This window comes from Desulfovibrio legallii (assembly GCF_004309735.1).
GTDB classification, from domain to species: Bacteria; Desulfobacterota; Desulfovibrionia; order Desulfovibrionales; family Desulfovibrionaceae; genus Desulfovibrio; species Desulfovibrio legallii.
In genome coordinates, this window is the sequence record NZ_SIXC01000008.1 from 136,666 (window position 1) to 161,711 (window position 25,046).

At 64.4% G+C, this 25,046-nt stretch carries 14 protein-coding genes and 1 tRNA gene; 2 read left to right on the top strand and 13 right to left on the bottom strand.

Going from position 1 to position 25,046, the window contains the following annotated elements:
* Window positions 1-12: 12 nt before the first annotated feature.
* Window positions 13-2,331 (top strand): hydratase, encoded by a 2,319-nt coding sequence (locus tag EB812_RS07940; RefSeq protein WP_118229920.1) that lies wholly within the window; start codon window positions 13-15, stop codon window positions 2,329-2,331.
* A 348-nt stretch (window positions 2,332-2,679) separates the two neighbouring features.
* Here EB812_RS07940 and EB812_RS07945 read toward each other — a convergent pair whose 3' ends face one another.
* From EB812_RS07945 to EB812_RS07965, 5 genes are all read right to left on the bottom strand, one after another.
* On the bottom strand, window positions 2,680-3,702 hold the full coding sequence (locus tag EB812_RS07945) for an NAD-dependent epimerase/dehydratase family protein (protein WP_118229919.1): 1,023 nt from the start codon (window positions 3,700-3,702) through the stop codon (window positions 2,680-2,682).
* Window positions 3,703-3,860: 158 nt separating this feature from the next.
* Entirely contained in the window at window positions 3,861-6,170 is a 2,310-nt protein-coding gene (locus tag EB812_RS11920) for a hypothetical protein (protein ID WP_130958015.1), read from the bottom strand.
* On the bottom strand, window positions 6,167-8,404 hold the full coding sequence (locus EB812_RS07955) for a hypothetical protein (protein WP_130958016.1): 2,238 nt from the start codon (window positions 8,402-8,404) through the stop codon (window positions 6,167-6,169). Before EB812_RS07955 ends, EB812_RS11920 begins: the two co-directional genes overlap by 4 nt.
* Window positions 8,405-8,666: 262 nt before the next feature.
* The gene (gene mazG, locus EB812_RS07960; RefSeq protein ID WP_118229916.1) at window positions 8,667-9,557 is read right to left on the bottom strand and encodes a nucleoside triphosphate pyrophosphohydrolase; all 891 of its coding nucleotides are present in this window, start codon (window positions 9,555-9,557) and stop codon (window positions 8,667-8,669) included.
* A 21-nt stretch (window positions 9,558-9,578) separates the two neighbouring features.
* Window positions 9,579-10,067: a CvpA family protein gene (locus tag EB812_RS07965; protein WP_118229915.1), complete on the bottom strand. Its 489-nt coding sequence runs from the start codon at window positions 10,065-10,067 to the stop codon at window positions 9,579-9,581.
* 656 nt (window positions 10,068-10,723) lie between these two features.
* On the opposite strand from EB812_RS07965, the gene EB812_RS07970 reads away from it, so the two are divergent.
* Window positions 10,724-10,800: transfer RNA gene (locus EB812_RS07970), tRNA-Met, on the top strand.
* Window positions 10,801-11,019: 219 nt separating this feature from the next.
* On the opposite strand, the gene EB812_RS07975 is transcribed toward EB812_RS07970, so the two are convergent.
* The 8 genes from EB812_RS07975 to EB812_RS08010 form a co-directional block, all read right to left on the bottom strand.
* A complete protein-coding gene (locus EB812_RS07975) occupies window positions 11,020-11,295 on the bottom strand; it encodes a ribonuclease R (RefSeq protein WP_130958017.1) in 276 nt (91 codons plus the stop codon).
* A gap of 9 nt (window positions 11,296-11,304) precedes the next feature.
* Window positions 11,305-14,748, bottom strand: coding sequence for a discoidin domain-containing protein (locus tag EB812_RS07980; protein WP_130958018.1), 3,444 nt, complete (start codon window positions 14,746-14,748; stop codon window positions 11,305-11,307).
* Complete coding sequence (locus EB812_RS07985) at window positions 14,745-17,381, bottom strand: hypothetical protein (protein ID WP_130958019.1); 2,637 nt, start codon at window positions 17,379-17,381, stop codon at window positions 14,745-14,747. The genes EB812_RS07980 and EB812_RS07985 overlap by 4 nt, the downstream gene beginning before the upstream one ends.
* A 3-nt stretch (window positions 17,382-17,384) precedes the next feature.
* Complete coding sequence (locus tag EB812_RS07990; protein WP_130958020.1) at window positions 17,385-19,295, bottom strand: hypothetical protein; 1,911 nt, start codon at window positions 19,293-19,295, stop codon at window positions 17,385-17,387.
* On the bottom strand, window positions 19,295-21,178 hold the full coding sequence (locus EB812_RS07995) for a hypothetical protein (protein WP_130958021.1): 1,884 nt from the start codon (window positions 21,176-21,178) through the stop codon (window positions 19,295-19,297). The genes EB812_RS07990 and EB812_RS07995 overlap by 1 nt, the downstream gene beginning before the upstream one ends.
* A 132-nt stretch (window positions 21,179-21,310) precedes the next feature.
* On the bottom strand, window positions 21,311-21,841 hold the full coding sequence (locus EB812_RS08000; RefSeq protein ID WP_130958022.1) for a hypothetical protein: 531 nt from the start codon (window positions 21,839-21,841) through the stop codon (window positions 21,311-21,313).
* Window positions 21,842-21,926: 85 nt separating this feature from the next.
* Entirely contained in the window at window positions 21,927-24,434 is a 2,508-nt protein-coding gene (locus EB812_RS08005) for a phage tail protein (RefSeq protein ID WP_130958023.1), read from the bottom strand.
* Window positions 24,435-24,471: 37 nt separating this feature from the next.
* Window positions 24,472-25,041, bottom strand: coding sequence for a phage connector family protein (locus tag EB812_RS08010; protein ID WP_130958024.1), 570 nt, complete (start codon window positions 25,039-25,041; stop codon window positions 24,472-24,474).
* Window positions 25,042-25,046 lie beyond the last annotated feature (5 nt).

The window sequence follows — 25,046 nt, forward strand, 5'->3', positions numbered from 1 at the left end:
AAGGTCTTTTCCATGATTGAGCTTGTGAGCAACCCCGTGGTCATTGACGGCGCAGCCCTGCAAAGCGCCGAAGAAGCCCGCGCCAAAGGCGTGGATCTTGACGCCGCCCGGCAGAACACCCTGGCCGCGCGCATTCTGGCCGCGCATAACACGGCCCCGCAAGGCGAAAACGTGCTGCGCATCCGCTTCGACGCTCTGGCCTCCCACGACATCACCTATGTGGGCATTATCCAGACCGCACGGGCCAGCGGCCTTAAGGAATTTCCCCTGCCTTACGCCCTCACCAACTGCCACAACAGCCTCTGTGCCGTGGGCGGCACCATCAACGAAGATGACCACCTCTTCGGCCTGGCGGCCGCGCGCAAGTACGGCGGCATCTTTGTGCCCCCCAATCTGGCGGTCATCCACCAGTATGTGCGCGAAATGATGACTCAATGCGGTGGCATGATTCTCGGTTCGGACAGCCACACCCGCTACGGCGCCCTGGGCGTCATGGGCGTGGGCGAAGGCGGGCCGGAGCTGGTCAAACAACTGCTGGGCAAGACCTACGACCTGCCCCGCCCTCAGGTGGTGGCCGTGTGGCTGGAAGGCGCGCCCCGCCCCGGCGTGGGCCCGCAGGACGTGGCCCTGGCCCTGGTGGAGGCCGTGTTCAAGTCCGGCTTTGTGAAAAACAAGGTGCTGGAATTCATGGGTCCCGGCGTGGCTGGCCTCTCGGTGGAATACCGTTGCGGCGTGGACGTCATGACCACGGAAACCACCTGTCTTTCCTCCATCTGGACCACAGACGACAAGGTGCGCGACTACATGCGTCTGCACGGCCGCGAAGCGGACTACGCCCCCCTGCAGCTGGAAGGCCCGGCCTGTTACGAGGCCTGCATCCGTGTGGACCTGAGCCGCGTGACGCCCATGATCGCCCTGCCCTTTCACCCCAGCAACGCCTGGCCCGTGGCCGAGGTGGTCAAACACCCCAAGGACATTTTCGCCGCAGTGGAGGCCGAAGCCGTGCGCCAGTTCGGCGACGTGGCCAAGGGGCTGAACCTCTGCGCCAAGATCCACGACAAAGGCGTGTGGGTGGACCAGGGCGTTATTGCGGGCTGCGCCGGCGGCAGCTTTGAAAATATCTCTCTGGCCGCCGCTGTGCTCAACGGCCAAAGTACGGGCAACGCGGCCTTCAGCCTCTCCGTCTACCCGGCCAGCGAACCGCAAAGTCTGGCCCTGGTCAACAACGGCTCCTACGCCAAACTCATGGCCGCCGGAGTGTTGCTCAAAAATGCCTTCTGCGGCCCCTGTTTCGGCGCGGGCGACACCCCGGCCCACGGCGCGCTTTCTATCCGTCACGCCACCCGCAACTTCCCCAACCGCGAAGGCTCCAAACCCGCCAACGGCCAGCTCTCCGCCGTGGCTCTCATGGACGCCCGCTCCATTGCCGCCACCGCCGCCAACGGCGGCCGCCTGACCCCGGCCACGGATCTGGACTGGTCCGCTCCGGAGCTGTCCCAGGTGGACCTGCACTACCGCTTTGAGCCGCTTATCTACCACCGCCGCGTCTTCAACGGCTTTGGCCACGCCCAGCCCGAAACGCCCCTGGTTTTCGGCCCCAATATCGCGGACTGGCCCCGCATGAGCCCTCTGCCCCAACACTTGCTGCTCCAGGTGGCCAGCGTCATCACCGACCCCGTGACCACCACGGACGAACTTATCCCCTCTGGCGAGACCTCTTCCTTGCGCTCCAATCCGTCCAAACTGGCGGAATACACCCTCTCACGCAAGGATCCCGGCTATGTGGAAAGGGCCAAGGCCGTGCAGCAAATGGAAAAACGTCGTCAGGAGCACCCCGATGACCCCCATCTGCTGGCCACGGCGCGCGCGCTCTTTGCCCTTTGCGGACAAGACCTGCTGCCCAGCGGCGCGGACCTCAAAAACGTGGGTCTGGGTTCCACCATTTTTGCCCTCAAGCCCGGCGACGGCTCAGCCCGCGAACAGGCCGCCTCCTGCCAGAAGGTACTGGGCGGCTGGGCCAATCTGGCTGCGGAATACGCCACCAAGCGCTACCGCTCCAACCTCATCAACTGGGGTATGCTGCCCTTTATCGTCAGCCCGGACCTGGCACAGACCCTGCGCGTGGGCGACTGGCTGGCCGTGCCCCATATCCGTGACGCCGTGCAAAACGCCAGCCCCGGCATTCTGGCCTATGTGCTGCGCCCCGACGCCCCCGACGGCGCCAAATGCGAACAGATCGCCCTGACCCTGCGCGAACTCACCGCCGACGAGCGTCAGATCATCCTCGACGGCTGCCTGATCAACTTCTATAATAACAGCAGGGGGAAATAGGGGTAGTTGTGTGTGGAGGGAAAACTTCCTTTTCTCAGGGGACGCGCAAGGCGTATCCTGCCGGAGAGGCAAACAGACCTGAGAAAGATTGCGCCGCGTTGACGACTGAAAAGTAAGTACGGGTTCTGCGGGCGCAGACGGGCAACGACCGAAAAAGCAGGAAACCACCCGATGGACGGGTGGTTTCCTGCTTTTTCGGTCAGGGTACGCCCTGTGCGGCGCGTATGGAGAGAAACGTTTTTTGAAGGGTGTGGGGGGGCTTTGGTCGGCTTCGCCCGTTATAACGAAGGCCGTTCCGAGCGAAGACAGCAACGCTCACAGTCCCCCTCTCCCCGCAAAAAGCATCCCTTACAAATTGGCGGCGTACCAGTCACCGGCCAGGCGCAGGCCCTGGCGCACGTCATACTGGGGGTCATAGCCCAGCAGGGTTTTGGCGCGGGTGATGTCGGCCAGGGAGTGGCGCACATCGCCGGCGCGGAAGTCGCGGTGCACCGGTTGGGCCGTGGCGGCCTGGGGTTTGTGGCGGGCCACTTCTTCGCGGATGAGGGCGAAGAGTTCGTTGAGGGTGGTGCGCTGGCCGAAGGCCACGTTGTAGATCTTGTTTCTGGCAGCCCCGCCGGCGCAGCTGGCCAGCAGGTTGGCCTGCACCACATTGTCAATGTAGCAGAAATCGCGGCTGGTTTCGCCGTCGCCGTTGACATAGACGGTTTCGCCTTTGAGGCAGCTGGCAAACCATTGAGGGATGACGGCGGCATAAGCGCCGTAGGGATCCTGGCGTTGGCCGAAGACGTTGAAGTAGCGCAGGCCCACGCTGGAAAAGCCGTAGCAGCGCTGGAAAACGTCGGCGTAGAGCTCGTCCACATATTTGGTGACGGCGTAGGGCGAGAGGGGATGGCCGATTTTGTCCTCGACCTTGGGCAGCTCTGGAGAATCGCCATAGGTGGAGGAGGAGGCGGCGTAGACAAAACTTTCCACGCCTTCGTCGCGGGCGGCTACCAGCATGTGCAGAAAGCCCGTGATGTTGCAGCTGTTGGAAAGCAGCGGGTCGTCGATGGAGCGGGGCACGGAACCCAAGGCGGCCTCGTGCAGCACATGGTTGACGCCTTGGCAGACCTGGCGGCAGGTATCCAGATCACGGATGTCGCCTTCCACAAAGGTGAAGCGACTCCAGGCTTCCGGCCCCACCAGGTCGCGCACCATATCCAGATTTTTCTGGTAGCCGGTGAGAAAGTTGTCCAGACCCACCACGGTCTGGCCCATGCGCAGCAGGTGTTCCAGCAGGTTGGAGCCGATAAAGCCGGCCACGCCCGTGATCAGCCAGCGCGAGGGCTGCGCCGTCAGGTTAGCCTGTAGTTGGGAATACGCGCTCATAAAAATTGCGTCCTGTAGTTGCATGTTGGCGGGAGCGCAGGTGCGTGCTCCGGCAATGATATGCCGCGCGCCTTGTGGCGCAGGGCAACGCTCCTTGGCGTCGTCCCGCTTGTACTCCGGCCGCCCGGCCCTGTAAAGCGACGCGGGCGGCCGGCGGCCTACAGACTTGTGGCCGGTAGCGCCGGGGCCGGATCGGGGGCCGGATTTTCCGAGGGCGACGGCGGGGCTGCGGGAGCCGGATCCGCCGGGATCGCCGGGGTCTGCGGCATGGGCGTTTCCGGCGATTTGATTGCAGGGGGCGCTGTCGCTTCGGGCGCGACGCCGGAGGCGGCCCCTGCGGGAGCGGAGGGGGCAGACATTTCGGGCGCGGCTGTTTCCGGCGCGGGCGTCGGCGTGGAGGCTTCTGGTGCGGCAGGGGCCGAAGGCGCGGACGTCTCCGGTGCAGCCGTTCCCGGCGTCGTGGCTCCCGGCGCGGCAGGGACCGGCAGGGCCGGGGGCGGCGCGGTCAGGGCGTCCAGGGTTTTGAGTTCGGCCTGGGGCAGGGCGTCCAGCCGGGGGCCCAGCAGCAAAGCTGCGCCCAGCGTCAGGACCACGGCCAGGCAGGCCCCCAGCAACAGGGTGTTGCCCATGCCCGCGCGAACGGGCCGGGCCAGCAGCACAGCCGCCAGCAGGCAGAGGCCGCCAAGAATGGGCAGGGCCGTAAGCCCGGTAAGGGCGGCGGCCAGTTCCGGCGCAAGCGTGAAGGGCAGCAGGCCGGCCAGCCAGTTGAGGCTGAAGCTGAAGCTCAGGGCCGCCAGGGTCAGACCGGCCAGCAGCAGCAGCACGGCCGCCAGCCAGCGGAAGATCTGCCCGCCCGTGGACGAGAGGCGCAGCATGGCCTTGCCCAGCAAGGGCGCGGCCAGGCAGGCCAGGCAAAAGGCGGCCGCCGCCGGGTGGGGCATCGCCAGACCCAGCAGGGCTGCCAGGAGGCAGGCTATCCAGAGGAAGGCCACACCCGCCCGCTCCCGCCGGGAGGCCGCCGCGTCCCGTGCGGCCGTGCGCAGCACGCGCGTCCAGGAAACGCAGAGCAGCACGCCCAGCCAGGGCAGCAGGCCCAGACCGGCCAGCAGCCAGGGCAGCCACCAGCGGGCGGGGTCAGGCCGCAGCCACAACTGCCCGCCCAGGCCGGAGAGGTAGCCTTCGGGCTGGCCGCCCAGCATAAGCGCCCCCAGCCAGAGGGTCAGGGTCAGCAGCAGCAGGGCAAAGCCCACAACCCCGTCCAGCCTGCGGGCGCGGGCAAAACCGCCGCTGCGCCAGGGCAGAAAAGCGAAGCTGGTCAGCAGGGGCAGCAGGACGTGGAAGAGCCCGCCTGTAAGCCCGGCCAGCGCTGCCAGCACAAAGCCCAGGGGCAGGCGCAGCCAGGCCTGAGGGCGTTGCCAGCCGCCGCAGAGGCAGGCCAGAGAAAAGAGGGTCAGGGCGGCGGCCAGACTTTCCGGCCCCACAAAATAGGCGGCGGGTACAAAGATGGGCGCGGCCAGCAGCAGCAGGCAGCTGGCCAGGGCTTCCCGCCGGTCCAGACCCGCCGCGCGGGCCAGAACCCACACGGCCAGGAGGGGCAGCAGTGCGCCCAGCAGCGCCGCCACGGGGAAGAACACGGCCAGCCACTGCGGCGCGGCGCTTTCCATCAGGGCGTGCAGCCCACCCAGATACCAGAAATAGCCCGGCCAGAGACCCGACCCCGCCCCGGCGGCCAGCCAGAGATTCTGTTGCAGCCCGCCTTGAAAGGCAAGAATGGCGGCGGTTTCGCGCGAACAGTACAGGCCGTTGCCCAGCAGGGCGGGCCAGGCCAGGGCCAGCAGCAACAGCAACGGCGCAAGGGGCCCCAGCCGGCTCAGAGCATTGAACAACCCGTCCGCAGGCGCGGCGGCTGAACCGTCAGCCGTGGATTTGGCCTGGCCCTGGGCTGGCCCCTGTTTCTCGGCGGCATTGCCGGAGGGCGGCGTAAGCGTCAGGGGCGCGTCCTGGCCTGCCGCGGCCTCTGTTGCGGCGTCCGCGTCCGCAGGTTCTGCCGTCGGCGCAGCACCGGCCGTTCCGGCCGCAGCAGCTGTGGAAGCGCCGTGTGCGGGCGCGGATACGTCGGGCGCAGGTGCAGCCGGACCGGCAAGGGGTATTGCGGCGCTGTCTGTAGCGGCTCCGTCCCCCTTGGGCGGGTCTGCTTCAGGCGCGTCCTTTTCGGATGCGGCAGGCGCGGAAACGCCCGGCGTTGCTGCGGTGGGTCTTGCAGCGTCGCCCGGCGCAGTGCTTTTGAAGGCTGCCCAGGCGTCGCCGGAATCCGTGGTGGAAGTGAGCGGCGCGGCCGCCGAGGGCGTGGCGGCTGTTTCGCCGTTGATCGTCGGCGCTCCGGCGGCCGCCTGTGCGGGCGTCCCGGCGTCGGGAGCGTCGCCCGCCGCCGCGCGGACAGGAGATTCAGGGGCGCTGTTCTGGGTCATGGCGTGGCTCCTTGCGTCTTGTACGTTACGCCCACCAGGATATGCCGGGCTTCGCGGGCGTCAAGATCCACCTCCAGGGCGCGTCCCTGCCGGACGACGGACCGGCCGTCCAGGTCCTGGGCTGTGCCGGAAGCGGCGGCGGGCAGCGTGCAGACAAAGCGCTGTCCGTGATCGGAAAAATTGGCGGTCAAAAGCCAGTAACCCCCGCTGGGCAGGGCGCTCAGCACGGCCAGGCAGCCGGGCGGGCCGCTTATGACGGCCAGCGCCTTACCGGCGGCCAAACCTGCCGCCCGACGCGCCGTAAGCAGGCGAGCCGCCTGCCGGGCAAAGCTGCCTGCTTCGGCCCATTGATGGGGCAGCGGGCCGAAAGCCAGGGGCAGGCCGGGCCTCACGGTCGCGCGCTCTTCCCACAAAGGCGCGGTCCGGGCCGCGTCACCCGTCAGAGCTCGGCTGCCGGGAAAAACCAGCGCGCCCGTCAGATCCTGCGGGCTCACAAAGGTCAGACCGGGCAGCCCTGCCCGCCAGGAAAGCAGCAGCAGCGCGGCGCGGGCCAGAGCGGCGTCCGCCTGGCCCGTGGCGCTGCCATCCTTGCCGGAAACCGCTGCCTCAGAACGGGCCGGAACAGTCCGGGCTGTAGCGGAATGACCAGCACCGGAAAGCGGCACTTGCTTCTGCGCCGCCGCGTCGGCCGACGGCGGTCGGCCCAATGCCCGCGTTGCCAGACCAGCCAGGCTGGCGTCCAGATACGGGGCCTCCGCCGCTGCGCCGACCTTTTGCCGCGCCAGCCGCTTCCAGGCCGTGAATTGGGGGCTGTCGGGCAGGGCACGCAGGTCCACCCGCAGGGCCTCGTGCAGGCCGCGGGCCTGGCGGCTGCAGTCCACCCCGGCATGCAGCGCCTCGCGCAGCAGGGCGGCCAGGGGGGCGGCGTCGCCAGTGAGCAGGGCGCAGGCCGCGCCCGCCGTAGTGGCGGCGTCGCGGGTCACGTCCACAGCCGTGCCCTGCAGACGGGACGTCAGGGCGGCTGGCAGCGCGTCGTCCAGCATGGCCCAGCCGCCGTAGCGGTGGATTTCTCGCGAGAGCGCGTCCAGGGCCTCCGGGCCGGGACTCAGGGCCGGAGAGCCAGATGTCGGGGCTTCCGCCGGGGCCATGCCCGCTGCGGCGGACGTGCCCTGCGGCGCCGGAGCGTCAGGGGCTGCATTCTTTTCCACAGGGCCCACGTCCAGCCCCATGAGGGCCTCCAGCCGCAGGCCTGCCAGGGCCTGACCCTGCAGGCCCGTATGCCGGATGACGGCGGCGGAAAAGACGCGCCTGGCCTGGCCTGAAGGATCCTGCCAGAGCAACACCGGCCGCAGGACATGGCCGTGGTAACGGTAGGCCCAGCGCCGGGGCTGACCATCCGCGCCGCGCACCTCGCCGGTGACGGCCCAGCCGCCGGGCGTGGTCCAGCCCAGTCCGTCCCTGCCCAAAACGTCGGGCAGCACGCCGCGCTGCTGCAGGGTCTGTACGGCCTGCGGCCGCAAGGGCAGGCAATCCCATTCGCCGCCCGTGACGGGCAAAACGTCCCAATCCTTGCGCGGTACGGCGATCATGGCATAGAGCCCGTCAAAACGCGAAGCGTGCCGCGCCTGAAGGATGAAATCCGGTCCCAGGCCTGTAGCCGCCGGGGGCAACTCGCCGCCCAGCTGCACATGCAGGGCATCCAGCTGCCCGGCAAGCCGGGCAAAATCTTCGTCCGCACCCAGGACAGGGTCAAACTGCAGGCTGGTGGTGTTTTCGCCCGGCAGGGCGTAACGGTCCGGCGCAATGGGCGCGCCATCGGTCCAGATGTCGCCCCGTTCGCCGCTGGGGGCAAGAAAAAGTCCGTCCAGCCCGGCCTGGACCATGAAACGGGGTACGTCCTGCAGGGCCAGGGCCCGCAGCAGGGGTTGCCCGGCGTACAGAGTAAAGGGGTTCACGTCCAGCCAGTTGGGCGCGGCCGTGAGCAGCAAGGGCAGCCGACGGGCCGTGGCGCTGTTGCGCCAGACCCGGTCCGTGCCGGAAACCTGGCCCGTCAGCGCCGGTACGGACCCCAAAAAAGACTGCCGTTCCAGCCACTGCAGGTAGCCTGGGTCCACGCGCGGCAAGCCGCTTTGGGCCACGGGCGCAGTGCCCCTGCCTGCGGCCGGACGGTGCGGCGCGCAGGCCGTAAGCCCCCAAAGGAGCGGCAGCAACAGCAGAAGGGACAGCGTCCGCACGGCCAGATACGCAGGCGGCCGACGACGGGCGGGCCCGTGGGCCGCAACCGTTGGCGCAAAAGCGCGGACGCCCGCCCGCAAGACTGCCGCAATCCGTTCGGCGGTGCATATTCTGACAATGGACCTGCGCCGACCCCTTGGTGGTAGTCCCCAGCTCAGGTTGCGGACCAGGTTGCAGCCCTGCCCGCACGCTGGGTAGGTCTGGACGGCAGCGCCTGCGGGGCGGAATACGCGGCGTGCGGTGCGCGCGGCCCTGTTCATCTCAGTTCTGGTCCGTTTCCGATTCAGGGGCCACTGCCCCCACTTCACGTAGGGGCTGCGGGGGCGTCCGGTCGGCCGATGCCGCGTCCGCCTGGGGCGCGGCCACTGCCTCCTGCGCCTTGGCCGCGTTCCATAATTCGTCCTTGTCGTCCAGGCTCAGGGCGGTAAAGTCCTGCCCCTTGGCCGCGGCCATGGCCTCCATGGCGGCAAAGCGGCGTAAAAAGCGCAGGGTGGCCAGGTCTAGCGCCTCGCTGGCCTTGATGCCCTTGCGTCGGCCCAGCTCTGTGATGCTGAAGAGCAGGTCGCCCAGTTCGTGCTTCTGCGCCTCTTGATCGCCGTTGGCAGAGGCGTCCAGCCATTCCAGCCATTCGGCTTCCACCTGCTGCTCCACCTCTTCGTCGTCCTGCCAGGTAAAGCCCACGCGCGCCGCTTTGGAATTGATGCGGTAGGCCTTGATCAGCGGCGGCAGGCTGGCGGGCAGGCTGGCAAAAAGCCCCTGCGGCTTTCCTTCGGCGTCCTGGTGCTCGGCGCGCTTGATCTGCTCCCAGGCGGCCAGCTGGGCATCGCGGCTGTCAAAGGTGACGTCGCCGAAAACGTGCGGGTGGCGGCGTACCATTTTGGCCCGGTTGGTGTTCAGGGCGTCGTCCAGGCTGAACTGGCCCTGGCGTTCGTATAACCGGGCCACGAACAGTAGCAGAAAGGCCACGTCGCCCAGCTCTTCGCGAATGTCCGCCACATTGCCGGAGCGGATGGCGCTGACCAGCTCGTGACTTTCTTCGATGATGTAATCGGCCAGGCTTTGGGGGGTCTGTTCCTTGTCCCAGGGGCAGCCGTCCGCGGCGGTAAGGCGRTCGATAACGGCTTGCAGCGCTTCAAGAGCGGTAGGTTCCATGAGCAATCCTTACGGCAGGGGTTAGAGGCCCAGGCGGGCCAGCAGGTCTGGCGGCAGCCAGCCGCGCACCTGGGCGATGAGCGCGTTGAAATACGGCAACGTCCGGGAATGTTGCATAAACGCCGCCTGGGCAAAAAATTTTTGCAACAGCAAAAGCGCCAGAGCGCAGAGCAGGGTGCCCTTGGCCAGGCCCACGGCCCCGCCCGCCAGCTTATCCGCCCAGGCCACAAAGGAAAAGGAAAGGATTTTTTGCAGGATGCGCGCCACCAGAGCCACGGCAATGAGCACGGCCAGAAAAATCAGCACGTAGGCCGCGATGCCCCGCCAGGAGGGATCGGCTATGGCCGTGAGGCGAGGGGCCAGCAGGGCGTGGTAGTGGTGCGCGGCCCAAAAACCGCCCAAAAGCGCCACCAGACCCGCCACTTCGGCCACAAAACCCTGAAAAAAACCCCGCCCGGCAAAGACCACCAGGGTGAGCACCACCAGAAGATCAAATACGTCCTGCCCCATGCCTTCGTTCTCCGTGGCCCGCGTTGGTCGGGCGCAGCCGGGACACGCCCCGGCGCGACGCCTTGCGCGGTGGCTTGGAGCATAGCAGATGCGCGGACCGGGCACAATGCGCGGACAGGCCCGCCTTGTCCCGCCGCCCTGCCCCTTGGCGTTGCCCTGCGCCGTTATGCGGTTGCCCTGTGCTGACCCCCACAACCCCTGCCCTGAGCTCCTTGCCTGTGCCGTTACGCCATTGCTCCTTGGGGGAATGCCCAGCATTTTATAGGGGGCAGATATTTTGCCTCGACGCCGTTGCCCCGCCTGGGGGTCGACATCTACAAAAGCAAAAAGCTTGCCTTGACGCCGGCGTTGTTTTTTTTTGGGGGGGGGGGGGGGGGGGGGGGGTTTTTTTTCCCTGCGACGTGCTCCGCGCGGCGTGCGGGTCTGGCGCTCCTGCACGGACTTCTTCGGCCCCGCTCAGGGAAGGCCGACTTTGTTGGCGGCCCTTACCCATCGGATACGCCCAGCCCGGCGACGCTGCCTTGCGCATGGGCGGCGTCTGACATTGCCGCTACGGTCATCGCCTAAAAAAAATCGCAAAAAAACAAATATCGCTTGACAGCCTCTGGGGTAAGGGCTACATATCTTTTCTCGCAACGAGAAAGGTTGCGACATGGCGCGGGGTGGAGCAGCTCGGTAGCTCGTCGGGCTCATAACCCGAAGGTCGTAGGTTCAAATCCTGCCCCCGCAACCAGATAATACAAGCCCTTACGGAGACGAGCCGTAAGGGCTTTTTCTGTTTTTCTAACCTATTTCTGACCAGGGAGACTAAACGCCCTACTCAGCAATGGGATCGCTCAAGCCCGGCACTTGAGGTAGATATGTCACTACCTGGCTTGCGTGTTGTGCGAGTGTTGGTGTGAAGAGGCAGAAAAGGTGAGAATTACTGTCACGGAACTTGAGAACCATGCCGTTACACCCCCAGCACCTTGAGGATGATGTCCGCCACACTCCCGTTGCCGTCCGTCTGCGCATTTGCCCACACATACAGCCGCTCCGCCTCGCCAATGGTCAGGTCCGTGTCTGTGGTGGTGGTGTCGTAAGTGCGCTCCCACTCCCCGGTATCCCGGTTGTATGCACCTGTGGACATATCGTCTGGACGGTCAGCAATTGCTATGTCCGCCGCTGTACGGGGTCTGCTGCTCTGGTAGGTACTGCCGTTGGCGGCAAGCCAAGTTACAATCTGCATATCGGACTCCTAGTAGCGTTTTTTGGCGACGATGTAGATGTTGGCGTTAATGGATGTATTGCTGATGGACGTGGTATTATGTCGTGCGGTATGTATCGACAAAAAACTGTTGGCCGTCTGTATAATAACGGACTCCGGGCTTTGGTAGATAGTTTCGCCGCACCACACATTGCCTTCGGAGTAATAGTTTGAAGACTGACCAATAAACCGCCTCTTAACCTGATAGTCATTTTCTTCATCGACGAATCCACCTGCATCAAATGCCACGTTGGCGAATGGAAGCGGAATCTCAATCTCGTTGTTCACTGCCGCAAATATGGGGCCAATGCTGAACACGCTGCCTATACAATAGCTGGATACACTAAGCACCTGTGGCTTGCTGCCACGCATAGACAGAATTGCCCGAGTGCAGGTGTATCCATAGTCCTTATACCATGTCACATCAGCCTTTGCAGGGAAATCAAGCCTGTAATACTGATATGCCGTAGGGTTGTCATAGGTGAATGTCTTGTAGGAAACCGCATCATAGACATTTGGTACTGTGAACTCGCTGTCGGAGAGGAATCCACCATCATCAACAAATGCCGTGCGGTCTATCAGGGTTGTCCATGTTGCGCCATCAACGCTACCGGACAGTGAGAATTTGCAGGGATAGGAGGTCCAGGAGAAGCCCGCACTCGGCCCAAGCAGTTGCATGCGGTCAAATGTCATGGGTTTGTCCAGTCGCCATTGCGCATAGTGTGCCACCGTAGCATCATTACCAGACACATAGGCGTTAACGCCAGAGTCCCCGAAATTGAACAGGCTGGCCGGGGTGCGGTTTGTATTGTGTGAGCTGTCTGTCAGGTAGCCCGCCGGGTCTACATACTTGGTGTGATTATTGAGATAGGTGCCAAGGGGCTGGTCCGTAAGCAGATGTTCGCGCCGGTCCGTATCCACATGCCCAATCGGCAACATGGGCGTATCCAGCCATGTCCGCGTGTCTGCCTGCCACTCTTTGACCACTCCGGCAGCGGCGTCATACCACAATGTTTTGTGGGGGATATATGTTTTGTAGAAGGTCGGGGTCACGGTGTAATCAGCAGCCTTATACAATGCCGTTCCAAGGGTAAGCCTGAAGTTGTTGAGGTAGCCATACCAAGGCCAATCATTGGATGCAATTATCCTGCCTAACATCCAATAGCGATAATTGGGGTTGCCAATGGGGACATTGTTGTAAGCTCCAAGGCATACCCCATCAACATGAATATATACACATTCGTTGTGCATAGATACGGATACTGTGTGCCAATTATCATCATTAGCATTAAATGGTACATGATACACAGGGGCGTTTGTTTTGGAAGTCCCCAAGTGCAGCGTCAGACATTTCCGGCGATTTCTGTAGACCAAGCGCCAGCCACGGTTCGTATATTCGCCATTGTCAAATATGCAGTAATTCCCATCTGCCGTTGTATCCGCCGGGCCAGTCCATTTGAAGTCAACCTCTACAGTCATCTCGTTGCTGTACGGATGAGCATTTTTGGCGGGGAATGTAGTCAGGAGTGACGCTCCGGGGCTTATCCAGCCGGATGGCGACCCCGGAAAATAGTAGCTGCTGATTGCCCCACGAGGTTGCTCCGTAAGGCTTATCTGCACGTTAGCATTATTCACGGGGTAGTCCATGGACCCCATGTTGGATTCCGCCTTGGCCGCACCGGCCACCGTGTAGCGTGATTGCAGCAGGCCAAGGCACTCCGCCGAAATATCATGGACAGTGCCATAGTGCAGTTTGCGGGTATCCGTATACAAGTACGCCGCCTGCCCTGGCAGGGGCACAGCCTTGGTGCAATCCAGATTTGCGGGGAGGCTGCCCTCCGCCGTGGCAGGCACAAGATACATATAGTTGCGGGTCAGTTCGGTCAGCATTGTGCCGTCAAACACTACAGGGGTTGTCAGCCAGACGGCCTTGTCCACGGTGCGATTACTGACGGGGGATAGACCGCAAGCGATTGTGGCCGCAAACGGCTGTGCCTCACTGGCATACAGGGCCACGTCATACTTGTGCATACCGGGCAGCACCGCCTCGTAAAAGCGGATAACACCCAATGATAGATACGTGCCCCCCCAATTGGCGGTGATGTTAAGCCGGATTCTGTCATATGCCTTGATGTTGTCAGCAAACCAGTACATGCGACCATACTGCATCAGGTTGTTTGAGGCTCCCCGCAGTTGGCGGTCTTCCGCCTCCGCATAGATGTTTTCCCACATGCCGATAGCAGTGTTCCAGCCTTGGAGTGCCCATGTTTTGGGGTAGAATGTCGGCTGGTTATCACGCGGACACAAAAACATGCCGGACAGTACGTGCGCGCCGTCAGCGAAATCATACTGCCACCAGCCGGACGGTACGGTTTTGGCTGTCAACCAGCCCTCCGACTGGTAGACGACCTGATTGCGCAGGGGCTTAGTAGCCGTATAGGCGGTGGAATATTCCGTGCTGGCGCTGACGGTGCCGCGCTTGGTGTTGTACACGCCATTTTCATGCTGCATATCCAAAAACTCATGCCCCACCAGATACGCCGGATAACCGTCTTTTGTACGGCCAGACAGGACGGCGTTGCGCAGGCGCTGGGAGTTGCTGCCCTCCATGTCGGCTTGCCATGCGGTCAACCCGAGGGATTCCAGCGCGCCCGCCGGGGTGGACGCACCTGTGCCGCCATGGTCGATAGAGAGTGTACCGGAGGCAATCGCGGAGGCATCCACGCCCACGCTGTTGGCGGTGGGGTCTATGGTCAGGCCGGGGCCAGCGTTGAGGTCAAGGGTGCCGTCAGATTGCACGGATAAGGCCGCGCCCGGCTTGACGCCGCCAATAAGATCCGGGCTTGCCGGGCCGTTGTTGCTGACGCCTTCGGCGCGCTGCGCCCAATATTTGGCATCGGCGGCGTGGTTGGCCGCCTGTGCCGCGTCGGCGCTGGCCTGTGCCGCCTCCGCCCCGGCGTTGTCTGCGCTTCCGGCGGCCGCCCCGGCGCTGGCTGCGGCCGCGTTGGCGTATCCCTGGGCATCGTCAACAACCGCAGTCAACACACCGAACATCGCCCCGGGATCAATGCTACCGTCGCTCGGTGCCAGCACCGCACGATCTATCTGCTCGTCAAGCTCTTGTACCATGGCCGTGAGACGGTCGAAGTCCCGTTCTACCACGTCCGCAGGGAAGCGCCCGGCAACCGGATAGTCGCTTTCCTGCACGCGGGCGGTGCGCCTGCGGACAACCAGGGGCTTGCCCGCAGTCGGGGGCGTGGAGAAGGTCACGTGGTCATCGAAAACGGTGAAGGCCGTCAGCAACGTTTCCGTCAGTCCGTCCACCTGCAGGCATTCCACATCGCCTTCGTCGAACACGGGAAAGGGAACGGAAAATTGCGTCTGCGTGCCGTCAGGCAGGTATACGACTTTTGTCGTCCGCATGGTGATGGTCATCTGAAACCGCCTCCCTTCCTTATATATAGTGATGGCCTGAAGTACATGTCCTGCCCGTATTCCTTCTTCAGCCTGCGCTCGCTCCGGGCCAGCGTCCCTGGGCTGACCATTTCACGCAGGTGGTAAAAAACAAGCCAGTTCAGCGCCTCACGCGTGTACCACAGGTTGACCATGGGCGCGGTGTCCATGCCCATGCGCAGCAGTTCTTCCCCGGCATCGCCAAAGTTGCCGCGCAGCGCGTAGCGCACGGCGTTGACGGGCTTTTCCAGGTCGCCCAGCGCGGGCCCGGCAAGCGCCCCGGCCACGCTGCCGCCCGTGCGGCTGGCCGCCGAAAAGAAAAAGTCGCCCAGTATACCGAGCCCGCCGCTCTGCATGGCCGCCGCGAACCATGTTTCCAAGCGGGCCGGATCCTTGGGGCCGCGCCCGCGCGACATATCCTTGAGTACGGAAGCGAGGTAACCGAACGTCATCATGGCGATGCCAAAGCCAACGGCCCCGCCCACATCATAGCGTCCCTCGGCGGCAAGATCCGCCCGCTTCCAGCGTTTGCCGCCCATGATTCGCTGCATGTACACGAAGGGGAAACTCTTGAACTGGGATGCAAAGCGCAAAAATTCGCCCAGCAGAGTCCCGGGCCGCGAGCCCTGCGTCATGAGGGCGCGCGTTTTTACGTCCGGTTCAAGTACGGAGCTTGTCGTTTCGTCCGTAATCATGCCCATAACCAGGCCCCGCAACTCGTTGCGCTTGCGGTCAAGCAGTCTGGCTTCCGCCGGTTCGGTAACGGAAACGTCGCCTTCCGCCGCCTTGCGTATCTCCGCTATTTCGTCGGTCAGGTGCGCACGCAGCGTCGCTTCCGGGATGTCGTCAGCCTTGCGCGGCACCAGCAGGGTGCGGCCGTCCGGGTGCTTTTCCGTCATCAGCCGCACAAGATCCCAGTTCGTTTCCGTTATGCCGTGGAATTGCAGTGTTGCCCGGCGCGTCTTGTCCACCTCGGCCCAAGGCTTTACGGTCGCCTCGCCCATGTGGCCGGAAAACCACATGGCATAGCCTGCTTTACCGACCTCGGTAATATAGTTCAGGCCGCTCCAGCGAAAAAATCTGTCCTGCCACTTTGCCGCCACGGCGGGCAGGTCGTCGGCTTCGTTCCAGCGCAGGCGCATTTCGCCCAGGGTGTCGTCCAGCATAACGCCCATGTCGCGGCACAGGTTTTTTTTATTCTTGTCGCCGTAGCCCTGAAAATACTGCGCGACGCTCCGCGCCATGGCTTCGGGCCAGTTCAGGCCATGCACGCGCATGCCGGCGGCTTTTGTCGGGATGTCTGCCACGGCCGAAAGCGTTGCCCCTCCCAGTTTTCCCGTGCTTTCGATGGCGCGAATCACAGCGCAGGCCCGCGCAGCGCCCACGTTCACTGGCACGGATACCTGCCCCGAAAGCACGGCCCACCAGTTGCCGATGTTGTTGATGCCGGCCCCCTGGGCGAGGCCCTGCTTCAGGCGCGCCAGGGCCTTCATTTCCTTTCGGCCCGCCGTTCCCCCAGCTTCTGCCGCGCGCAGTTCGCGCGTTTCCTGCGCCATAAGGCTTTGCAGCATCATTTCCGGGTTGGTGCCCAGGCGTTCCATCAACGCCGTGCTGCGCGCCGCGGCGGAAAGATGGTCCACCACGCCGGTCAGCGCGCCGCCGCGCCCGTAGGCCGCCTGATATTCCATGTAGGCATCCGCGTCCTTGAAGTGCAGCACGCGGTGCCGCGCCACGCGGTCGGCCAGGCTGGCCGGGCCGGTGTGCTCGCCTTTTTCGGCGGCGGTCACGCGGTCCTTGCCCATCAAAATATTGTCCCGGGTCGCTGTCAAAAAATCCTGTATTTTCCTTTGCCCTTCGGGCGTGGCGGCGGCTGCGGCGTCCAGACCGAACGTTTTTTCCGTGTCCAGCCGCTCGCGGATAAAATCGATCCAGCGCGGCGCGGCCTTTGCGCCGCCCGAAGTCATTTTCCAGGCATCATGACTCTGCGGCATATAGCCCTCAAGCCTGCCGATGCTGGCTCCGGCCTCGTTCATGCGCAGCCGGGCCTTTTCCATGTGGCGCGAAAGCAGGTCGGCCACGGCACGGGCGTCAGCGTCGCCCGTGCTGTCCGGCGTAATGACCTCGCGCACCACATCCTTGCCGAAGCCCTCGTCCATCAGCAGCAGTTTGCGGGCCGGAACGCCGCGCGTCTCCAGCGCCTCAAGGTCGTTGATCAGTGCGCCCTGAAAGTCGCGCCGCAAGGCCGTGATGCTGTTGGCGATGCTGTTGCGCGCGCCCTCGAAGCGCTTGTTGCTGCCCACCATCAGCCCTTCCAGAAAATCGTAGGCCGTGCCGCCCTGTTCCTTGACGCGGGCCAGCCCGGATTCCAGCGCGTCGCGCCGCAGGGCGTTGACGGCGGCGCGCTTGCGGGCAATGGCCGCGGCTGCCGCCGCATCGTCCATGCGCACGGCCCAGGCCTTGGCGAGCGCCGCTTCCTCGCTGACTTCCGCGCCCCGCGCCACGGCCGCGCGCGCCAGGCGTTTGTCCTCAAACATGGCGCTGACGGCGGTTTCAGCCTCCGCTTTCGACAGTCCGCCCTTCATGGCGGCGGCGATGCAATCCTGTTTTGTCGCCATGGTCTATCCCTCCGCCCTTACAACGCATTCCAGAATTTCCAAGCCCTTTTCCTCAATCCGTTTCACGGATGCCTCCGCATCGCGGGCCGCGTCCAGCTCCGCCATTTCTTCCAGTATGGGCAGGTTTCCGGAGCGTTCGCGCTCCGCGAGAAGCTTTTCTTCCATGCTCATGCCGTCCTTGCCGATGCCCTGTTCCCGCAGCAGGGCTTGCGCCGGACTCTCGCCCGCGGGGCGCGCGATGTCGGCCGGGGTCGGGGTGTATGTCTCCGGCGCGGCTACGGAGTAGTTGACGGGCGCGGCCGCGTCGTATATCATTTTTGTGTCCTGAAGAGCAGAAAGTCGTGCAGCTGCCAAAGGCGGCGAGGCCTCGCCGTCGACCGTATGGGGGATTGTGCGCCCCTCCTGGACATTTTTTGAAGACAGGCTCTTTCCGAGCCTGTCTTTTTTTTCGGGGTACAGACTCTTGACCACCGTTTCGCCGGTGGCGGGGTTGACGCTGATGAAGCCCACGTCGGCCATGTCGCCGCGCAGGCGCACCAGCGCCTGAATGTGCGGAAACCGCGTCCCGGAGGCAAAATCCGCATCCCCGTGAAATACGGCCAGCAGCAGTTCCGCCAGTCGGTCGGCGCTCATGCCTTCCTGCAATATGCGCTTTTCGTACAGCTTGCGGGCAACGCGGGCCGGAATGATCAGGCTGTCGCCTTCTATAAGCGGCACGCCTTCCTCCGTGCGTATGGCGTTGAGCGCTGCCCGGTAGTCCGGCCGCAGCGGGCCGAAGTCCACATCCGTATAGCTCCCGAACTCCAGAGCGTGCGCCAGGGCTTCCACGCGCAGCCGTCCCTCCACAGCGCCCCCCCGCAGCAGCGGCCCCACGTCCACGTCCCGGCCTGCGGCCACATCCCGCACGGCCCATTCAAAGGCCTGCAGCAGGTCGGCCCGGTCGCGTCCGTGGATATTCATGCGCACCCATGCCGCCGGGCTGACAAGCTCCCCGCCGGGGACGCGCGCGGCATCGCCGGAACGGTTTTCTTTCAGAGAAGTTGAGAAATCTTCGGAAAGAAACCGGTCGGGAACGGCGTCAAAACTGGCTTGCGGCGGGGCAGTACGCCCATCGGTGGGCACGTTGCCGCGCCGCCTCCCCGACAGATACCTGTGCAGTCCAGCCCCCGCAGCCCCCAGCAACCCGCCCAGCGCCGCACCCATGGCGGCGTCCAGCGACAGGTCGGAGAATCCCAGATCTTCGCCGCGCGCGCTCAAGGAGGGGAAAACGATAGCGTCGGTGGCCAGGGCTCCGGCCGCCCCTTCCACGGCACCGGCGCGCGCTCCGGCCAGCAGCGCCGTGCGCAGCCCGGCGTTGGCCGTCTTGCCTGCGGCCGCCAGCCCGCCTCCGAAGGGGATCAGGTTCACCGGGTCTGGCAAACCGCCCAGCATGCCCGCAAAAAATCCCGCCGCCTGACCGCCCAGGCCGTAATGCTCCGCGCCCGTGGTCAGCGTCACGTCCCGCGCCCGACGCTCGTCAAAATCTTCGGCGTAGATGCGGGCGCGTTCTTCGGTAAAATTTTCGCGCCAGGCGATGCCCTTGCGGTAGTACCGGTTGTTTTCGTTCCAGTCCTCTTTTCCGATGAAGGCCGGGGCCGTGCCCTTCTGCGGCAGCAGCCTTTGCGGCACGGGCGCTCCGGCCCATTCTCCCGTCTCCGTCGCGGCTTCCGTCAGTGCGGGCGCATAGTCGCCGTAGGCCGCGCGCTCCGCGTCCTGTACGCGTTTTTCGGTCAGAACCACGCTGGCGGTGGTGTGGTCAAAACCTTCCGCCACATGTTCGCCCAGATACTGGCCAAAGGTCGGCTCCGGGGTCTGGAACCGCAGCACGGCGTCCGGCGTGCTCATAAAATCGCGGCGTACTCCTGGCAACAGCATCAGTCGCTCTCCATCAGGTTATAGGCTCGGGGATCCCCGGCGCGTCGCACTATTTCGTCCCGGTGCAGGCGTTCCACTCCCTGCCCCGTGGCCGCGTCAACAAACAAAAAATACCCGTCAGCGTCGTAAACCCAGGTGCCGTTGCGCCACAGGCTTTGTTCTCTGAGGGCCTTTGTTCGGGCTTGCGGCGTCTTGCCGGTATTGATGGCGGAGAGGTGGTCGCGCACCACGGCGTCAAGTCCGGCCTCCAGCGCGCTTTCCTGATCTTTCGTCACAATTTTGCGGGGGGCCGCGATGGCGTAGCCAGGGCCTTCCAGCGTCCAGAATGCGTCGTCAAGCCCGGACGGATCGCCGCCCGCGGCCGCGTAGTGTTCCCAGGCCCTGGCGGTTTTGGTCGCAAAGGCCATCTGCGCGCCGCTGCGGTACATCACATCACCGGTATGGCGCAGGACGCGCAGCACGGGGCTGTTCGCGAGCTGGTCCTTCTGATCCTTCGACGGGCTGGGCAGATCCTTGTCCTTCGCTTCGGCGGCCAGCACCATGCGGGAAATCTGCGCGGGCGCGAGGGCATCCAGCACGGGGGCCACGGCCAGCAGGGCGCTGGGCAGCTTGGCCTGCTCCAGCACGGCGGGCAGATGCCTGCCGTATTGGGCCCGCAGTGTTTCCAGCATGCCGGCCTTTGCCGCCGCGTCCGTGCTCTGCGTCCAGCGGGCGTTCACATCTGCCGCGTTTTCCGCCGTCATGGGGCGCGGCACAAAGCCGGGCACGCCTGCGCCCATGGCCTCCTGCTTCGCCATCAGCCTGGTGACGTTGGCTTCCGTGATTTGCTGCGGCGCTTCGCCCTGCAGGGCCTGCCCCATGGGATTTTTGAGGAACAGAGCGGCACGGTGCTGGTAAATATCCGTTCGGGTGGATATCTCCGCGTCGAGCTGGCGCATCTTTCGCGCGTCCGCCTCGGCTCCCTGGGTTTGCAGCGTCCGCAGTTCCGTATGCAGTCCGTTGATGCTCTCCGCCAGATCCGGCAGCGTCTGCGCGTTGCTTTCGCGTATGGCGACCTGGTTGTTTTCGTAGACGCTCGCGCGCCGCTCCAGAATTTCGGCCCGCTTGGCGTCGCCCAGGCGTCGCAGCTCGGATGCGGTTTTCATGAGGCTGGAGACATCTCCGGTCATTTTTGCCGTGTAGTCGTCATCCTCAATGGTGGACAGCAGTTCCGCCTTGCGCTCGTTGGCGGCCGCCCGCGCCTGCGCGGCATCGCTGCGCACATCGGCCTGATACCGCTTTTTCGCCTTGGCCTGCTGCGCGGGCGTGAGGCCCAGGGCTTCCATGCTGCCCATGGCCCGTCCCCGGTCCATGGCGTACATATTGTCAAAGGCCGTCAGCGACAGTTTTTCCCGCGCGTCGTGCAAGCGCGCCTTCGCTTCTTCGGGACGAAAAAGGCCTTGTCCCACGCCCATGGTAAATGCCTCTTCCAGTTGGCCTGCGGCGTCGCCAAAGGCCGCCGGGTCGCGCTCCAGTCCGTCGGTAATGCCCTGAATACGCTGTTCAAACATATCCTTGCCGTGCGCCAGCATCTGCCCATGCTCAAATCTGGAGGCACCGGCAAGCCCCTGTACGGCCCGGCCTTCGGCCCATCCGGTGAAAGCCCGCAACGCGTTGCCCGATCCGCCGTTCTCCCGCAACCAGGCGGCTGTTTCGTCCCGCGTTTCGCCGCTCCTTCCGGTAAAATCCCGCGTGAAGCCCCGCGCCTTTTCGCCGGTGCGGCTTGTTTCCGCCTCCGTGGAAAAGGCCGTCATGGCGTTTGTATAGCGGTTCTGCGCGTCCACCAGCAGATCATGATCGCGCTGCTGCTGCATGACCAGCCCGCTGCGGACTATTGTCTGCATGCTCTGACCCAACGCTTGCCACGCTTCCGTCCCGGCGGATGCGGCGGCCGCGCCCGGCGATGCCGCCGCTGGCAGGTTGGTAGCCAGGTAGGCGTATGGTCTTTCAGGAATCTTTACCATGTTCGGTCCTGATTATTTCAAGGCTCCGGCAATGGAGGTGTTGAAGAGGTTCTTGCCAGCCGATGCCAAACCCGTGTTTGCCCCGCTGCCCAACAGCCCTTTGAAGACCCCGGCGTTGGCAATGCCCATGCCGAGGGCCCCGCCCATGCCGCCAAGGATGCTTCCCGTCGCGGAGCCCTGCGCCTGGTTCTTCACCGCAGCGGCCCGCTGCCGGGCGCTCCAGTTTTCCAGTTCCCCGCTGTACAGCAGCTGCATGGCGCTGACTTCGCCCTCGGCGTCCGTGGCGGCCAGCACGTCAAGCGGGCTGCCGCTGTTCACGTCCACGCCGCTGGATCCATAGGCGGCGCGCTGCTGCGAGGCCAGCCGCCGGTACTTGTCCCGTTCCTGGGCCGCTTTGTTCTGCGCCTGCGCCAGAGCCGCGGAACCTTGCGCCTTGTAGGCGCTGGCCTGGGCGTCCGCCGCCTGACTGGCGGACCCGGCCTGCGCCAGGCCGCCAATCATGCTCACGGCCATGCCTGCCGCCAGTAATGCCGCGCTTGCCATACCGCCTCCTTAGAATATTGCGTTACACCTTCGTGGCGGGCGTCTACTTCCGCAGCCGCCAGAGCAAGTTCAAAGCGAACTTGCTCTAATTGTTGATTGTGACTTCGGGAATGATCATGAGCAGGCTTACAGGCAATACCCCGTCTCCGTAGAACCTGACGCGCGTATCTTCGTTCCAGCCGCCGGGCAGGGGCAGCCGCACGCTGCCCGTAAACAACGGGGGCGGCGAATCCATGAAGTCCTGGCCGTCGCGGAAGCTGATGGTATAAGCGCTCCCGTTGCCCCCCGCCCGCGTGTAGGACACGCCGCCAGTCATGTAGAACCGGGCAATCACCGCGTTCACCAGGGCCTTTTTGCCCTGCATGGCCCCGCGCGGGCTGATGCCTTCGATGCGCATGGGCGCTACGATCCAGCGGTAGGGCAGACCGACCACGATATGTGATGCGGGGGCGTCCAGCGTAATGCTGCCGTTGTTCACCGCCAGCAGGGGATGTTCCGCGCCGTCGGCCAGTACGGCCACCGTATACCCCTCCAGATGTTCCAGCCCGTGCAGCGTCCGTACAGGCTCACCCGTGTAGAAAAGGCCGCAGTCCACATACATGGGCGGAACGGCGGACTCCGTCAGGGAGACCGTTTTTTCCGAAGAGAGAGGATCCCGGTATGCTTCTACCAGTGAAAACCGCACCATGCCGTTTTTGCCGCGCAGCGCGGCAACGTCCGTATCGTCTTCCGTCGTGTAGGGGCAGACCTCGGGGCACCAATTCAGCCCGCTTGCGTCCGCAATCTCGCTCAGGGGCTTTGAGGTAGGATGCCATATAATACTGATCCCGTTTTTACCGCGCCCGCCCGCGCCCGCGTCCGTTCCGTCCACCGGCCCGGCATCGCCCACGCCGCCTGCGCCGCCGTAGGCATTGCTCGAAGCGGCAAGGCCCTGATACACGGATTCACTGGTGACAGCGCACTGTCCCTGCCCGGTTGCTCCGGCTGCTCCCGGCGATCCGTCGCCGACGACGCCTCCGGCCACGCTCCGCCCAAGTATGGAGGTCGCGCCCCCGGGGTTGCCCAAGGCATCCCCCGGACCGGTGGGTTCGGCTCCCCCTTCGCCTACGGTAAAAGGAACGGGAACTCCGGCCGCAAGATACGCGTAAAACTGCAAGCGTTCCCCGGCCCCGCCGCCAGTCCCCCCATCGCCGCCGCGAGCGTCTGCAACGGCGTCCACGCCCGGATCCTGGCTGGCGCGCCAGCTTGTGACGGAAAATCCTTCGTTGGAAATAGCGCCGCTCGCGCCGCCGCCTACGATGTCAACGGCATAGGTGCCGTTTACCGAGGCGGCGAACGTTCCTGATTCCCTGAAATCGTGAGGAGGGCCGGAGTCGTTGTTGACGGATGCAACGGCCTGCACCCGGTCCCAGGGCGCGGCCATCATTTCGATGCACGGCCCGTTTCTGCGTTCCACCAGCAACCAGGTGGCCGTATAACCATCCGCCGGGATGCAGCATACGGACCTGACAAGGCCCTTTGTCTCGAACCGGTGCCAGCCTACCACTTCCTGTTGCTTGAGCCATGTGCATCCGGCCATGGTGCCGTCCTGCATCACGCACCAGATGATGCCGTCCGGGTTCTGATAGTTGGCTATGGACACGATGCCCGGCTGCGTCAGATGCTCGGCCAGCAGGCTGAGGTCTTCCACGATGTGCGAATCGGACCCATAGTCGTAGGTAAGGCTATACAGCCGCCGGGAATCGGCGCTTACGGCCACGATGGAGGCTCCCACAGAAAGCGGCGTAACCGAGGTGCTGCCGTAGTTGCTGTTCAGCACGGCCTGTATGTTTTCCGGCGTCACGCTCCCGTTTCCGTCCCCGATGAGCCATTCTCCGCCGCCAGTCCCTGCGATAAGCCGCTTGCCAGGGACAAACCAAAGAATGTCGTTGACCTGTTCGCTGACCAGGCTGAAGGACATGGACGCGTCCTGCGTGTCCGAATCGTCTTCTTCCTGCGCCGTGGGGCCGCTGAAGTTCTGAAAATCGCCGGTACGGCTTGCCCATAGCTTGTTGGGTTTGCCGGGCACGCCGCCCAGCCACAGTCGCTGCTGAAAAAACGTGCCGCAGCCTGGCCATGTGTCGTCGCCCCATTCCGCAGGTTGCGCCGTAAATTGCACGACCTGCAGTTCAAACGTGTCCACGCCCGTGCGCATCAGCTTTCTGGGGGCCGTGGAAGCGCAAAACATATACATGACGTCCGCAGCCTGGCAGAAAGACAGGCCCATATGCTGCTCCACCGACCACGGCGTATTGATATCCTTGCCCGCCAGATAGCCGCCGTCCCGGAAAAACCGGATCTTGCCCGGGCACAGCTCCAGAACGTAGGCCTGCGTCGAACTGAAGACGAAGGGCAGCAGCCTGGAACGGGGAGACCCCGCCTGGGCCACATAGTATGTTCCCATGCGCCGTACGGCGGGGCCGTGCGGCATCAGCGACATGTTCACAAGCTCGGAACAGGCGCTCCCATACTTGGCAAGATCCGCCCGCCCATACAGGCGCGGGCTCCATTCGCCGCCGGTAAAACTGGTAATAGCAGGGGTCGCGGTACTCATTTTCAGCCTTTTTCTTCAGTTGCGATGCCGCCGGTTCCTAACCCATTTTGGCCGCCGCCCACTCCGAACGGCCCCACTGTGCGGGATCCTCCGCGTCCATGGCGTCCAGATGCCGGGAGTCACGCAACTTAAGCGCGTAGCGCTCTTCAAGGCCCTGCACAAGGGCTGTTGAGGCGCTGGACGCAAAGGCCAGGGTTGCCGCCAGCTTCAGCGCCATGCACTGCACAAGCGCCGGGTCGTAGGACGCGGGATCTTCCAGCCGCCGCACATAGGCGATGGACATTTGCGGCTCGTCGGCCAGCAGATGGGGTCCCTCCACGCGGCAGCGCGCGCCTTCCGGGCAGGTGGATACCAGGCGCAAAAAATCCGGCGGCAGCGCGTAGGAATATGCGAAGCCGAACGTCGGAACGGAGCCCGTTCGTATGAGGGCCGTGCGGGCACATGCGCACTTCCACACGTGCGACCGCAGCACTTCATCGCGCACCATAGGCCACGCGCGGCGCACCCGCTCCGCCAGGGGGGAGGCCTGCGCCGCATCAGTCAGGGCTTCTTCGCCGATGTAGTCCAAAGCCAGGTTGAATATGTGTATCAGCCCGTTGACCGCCATGGCCG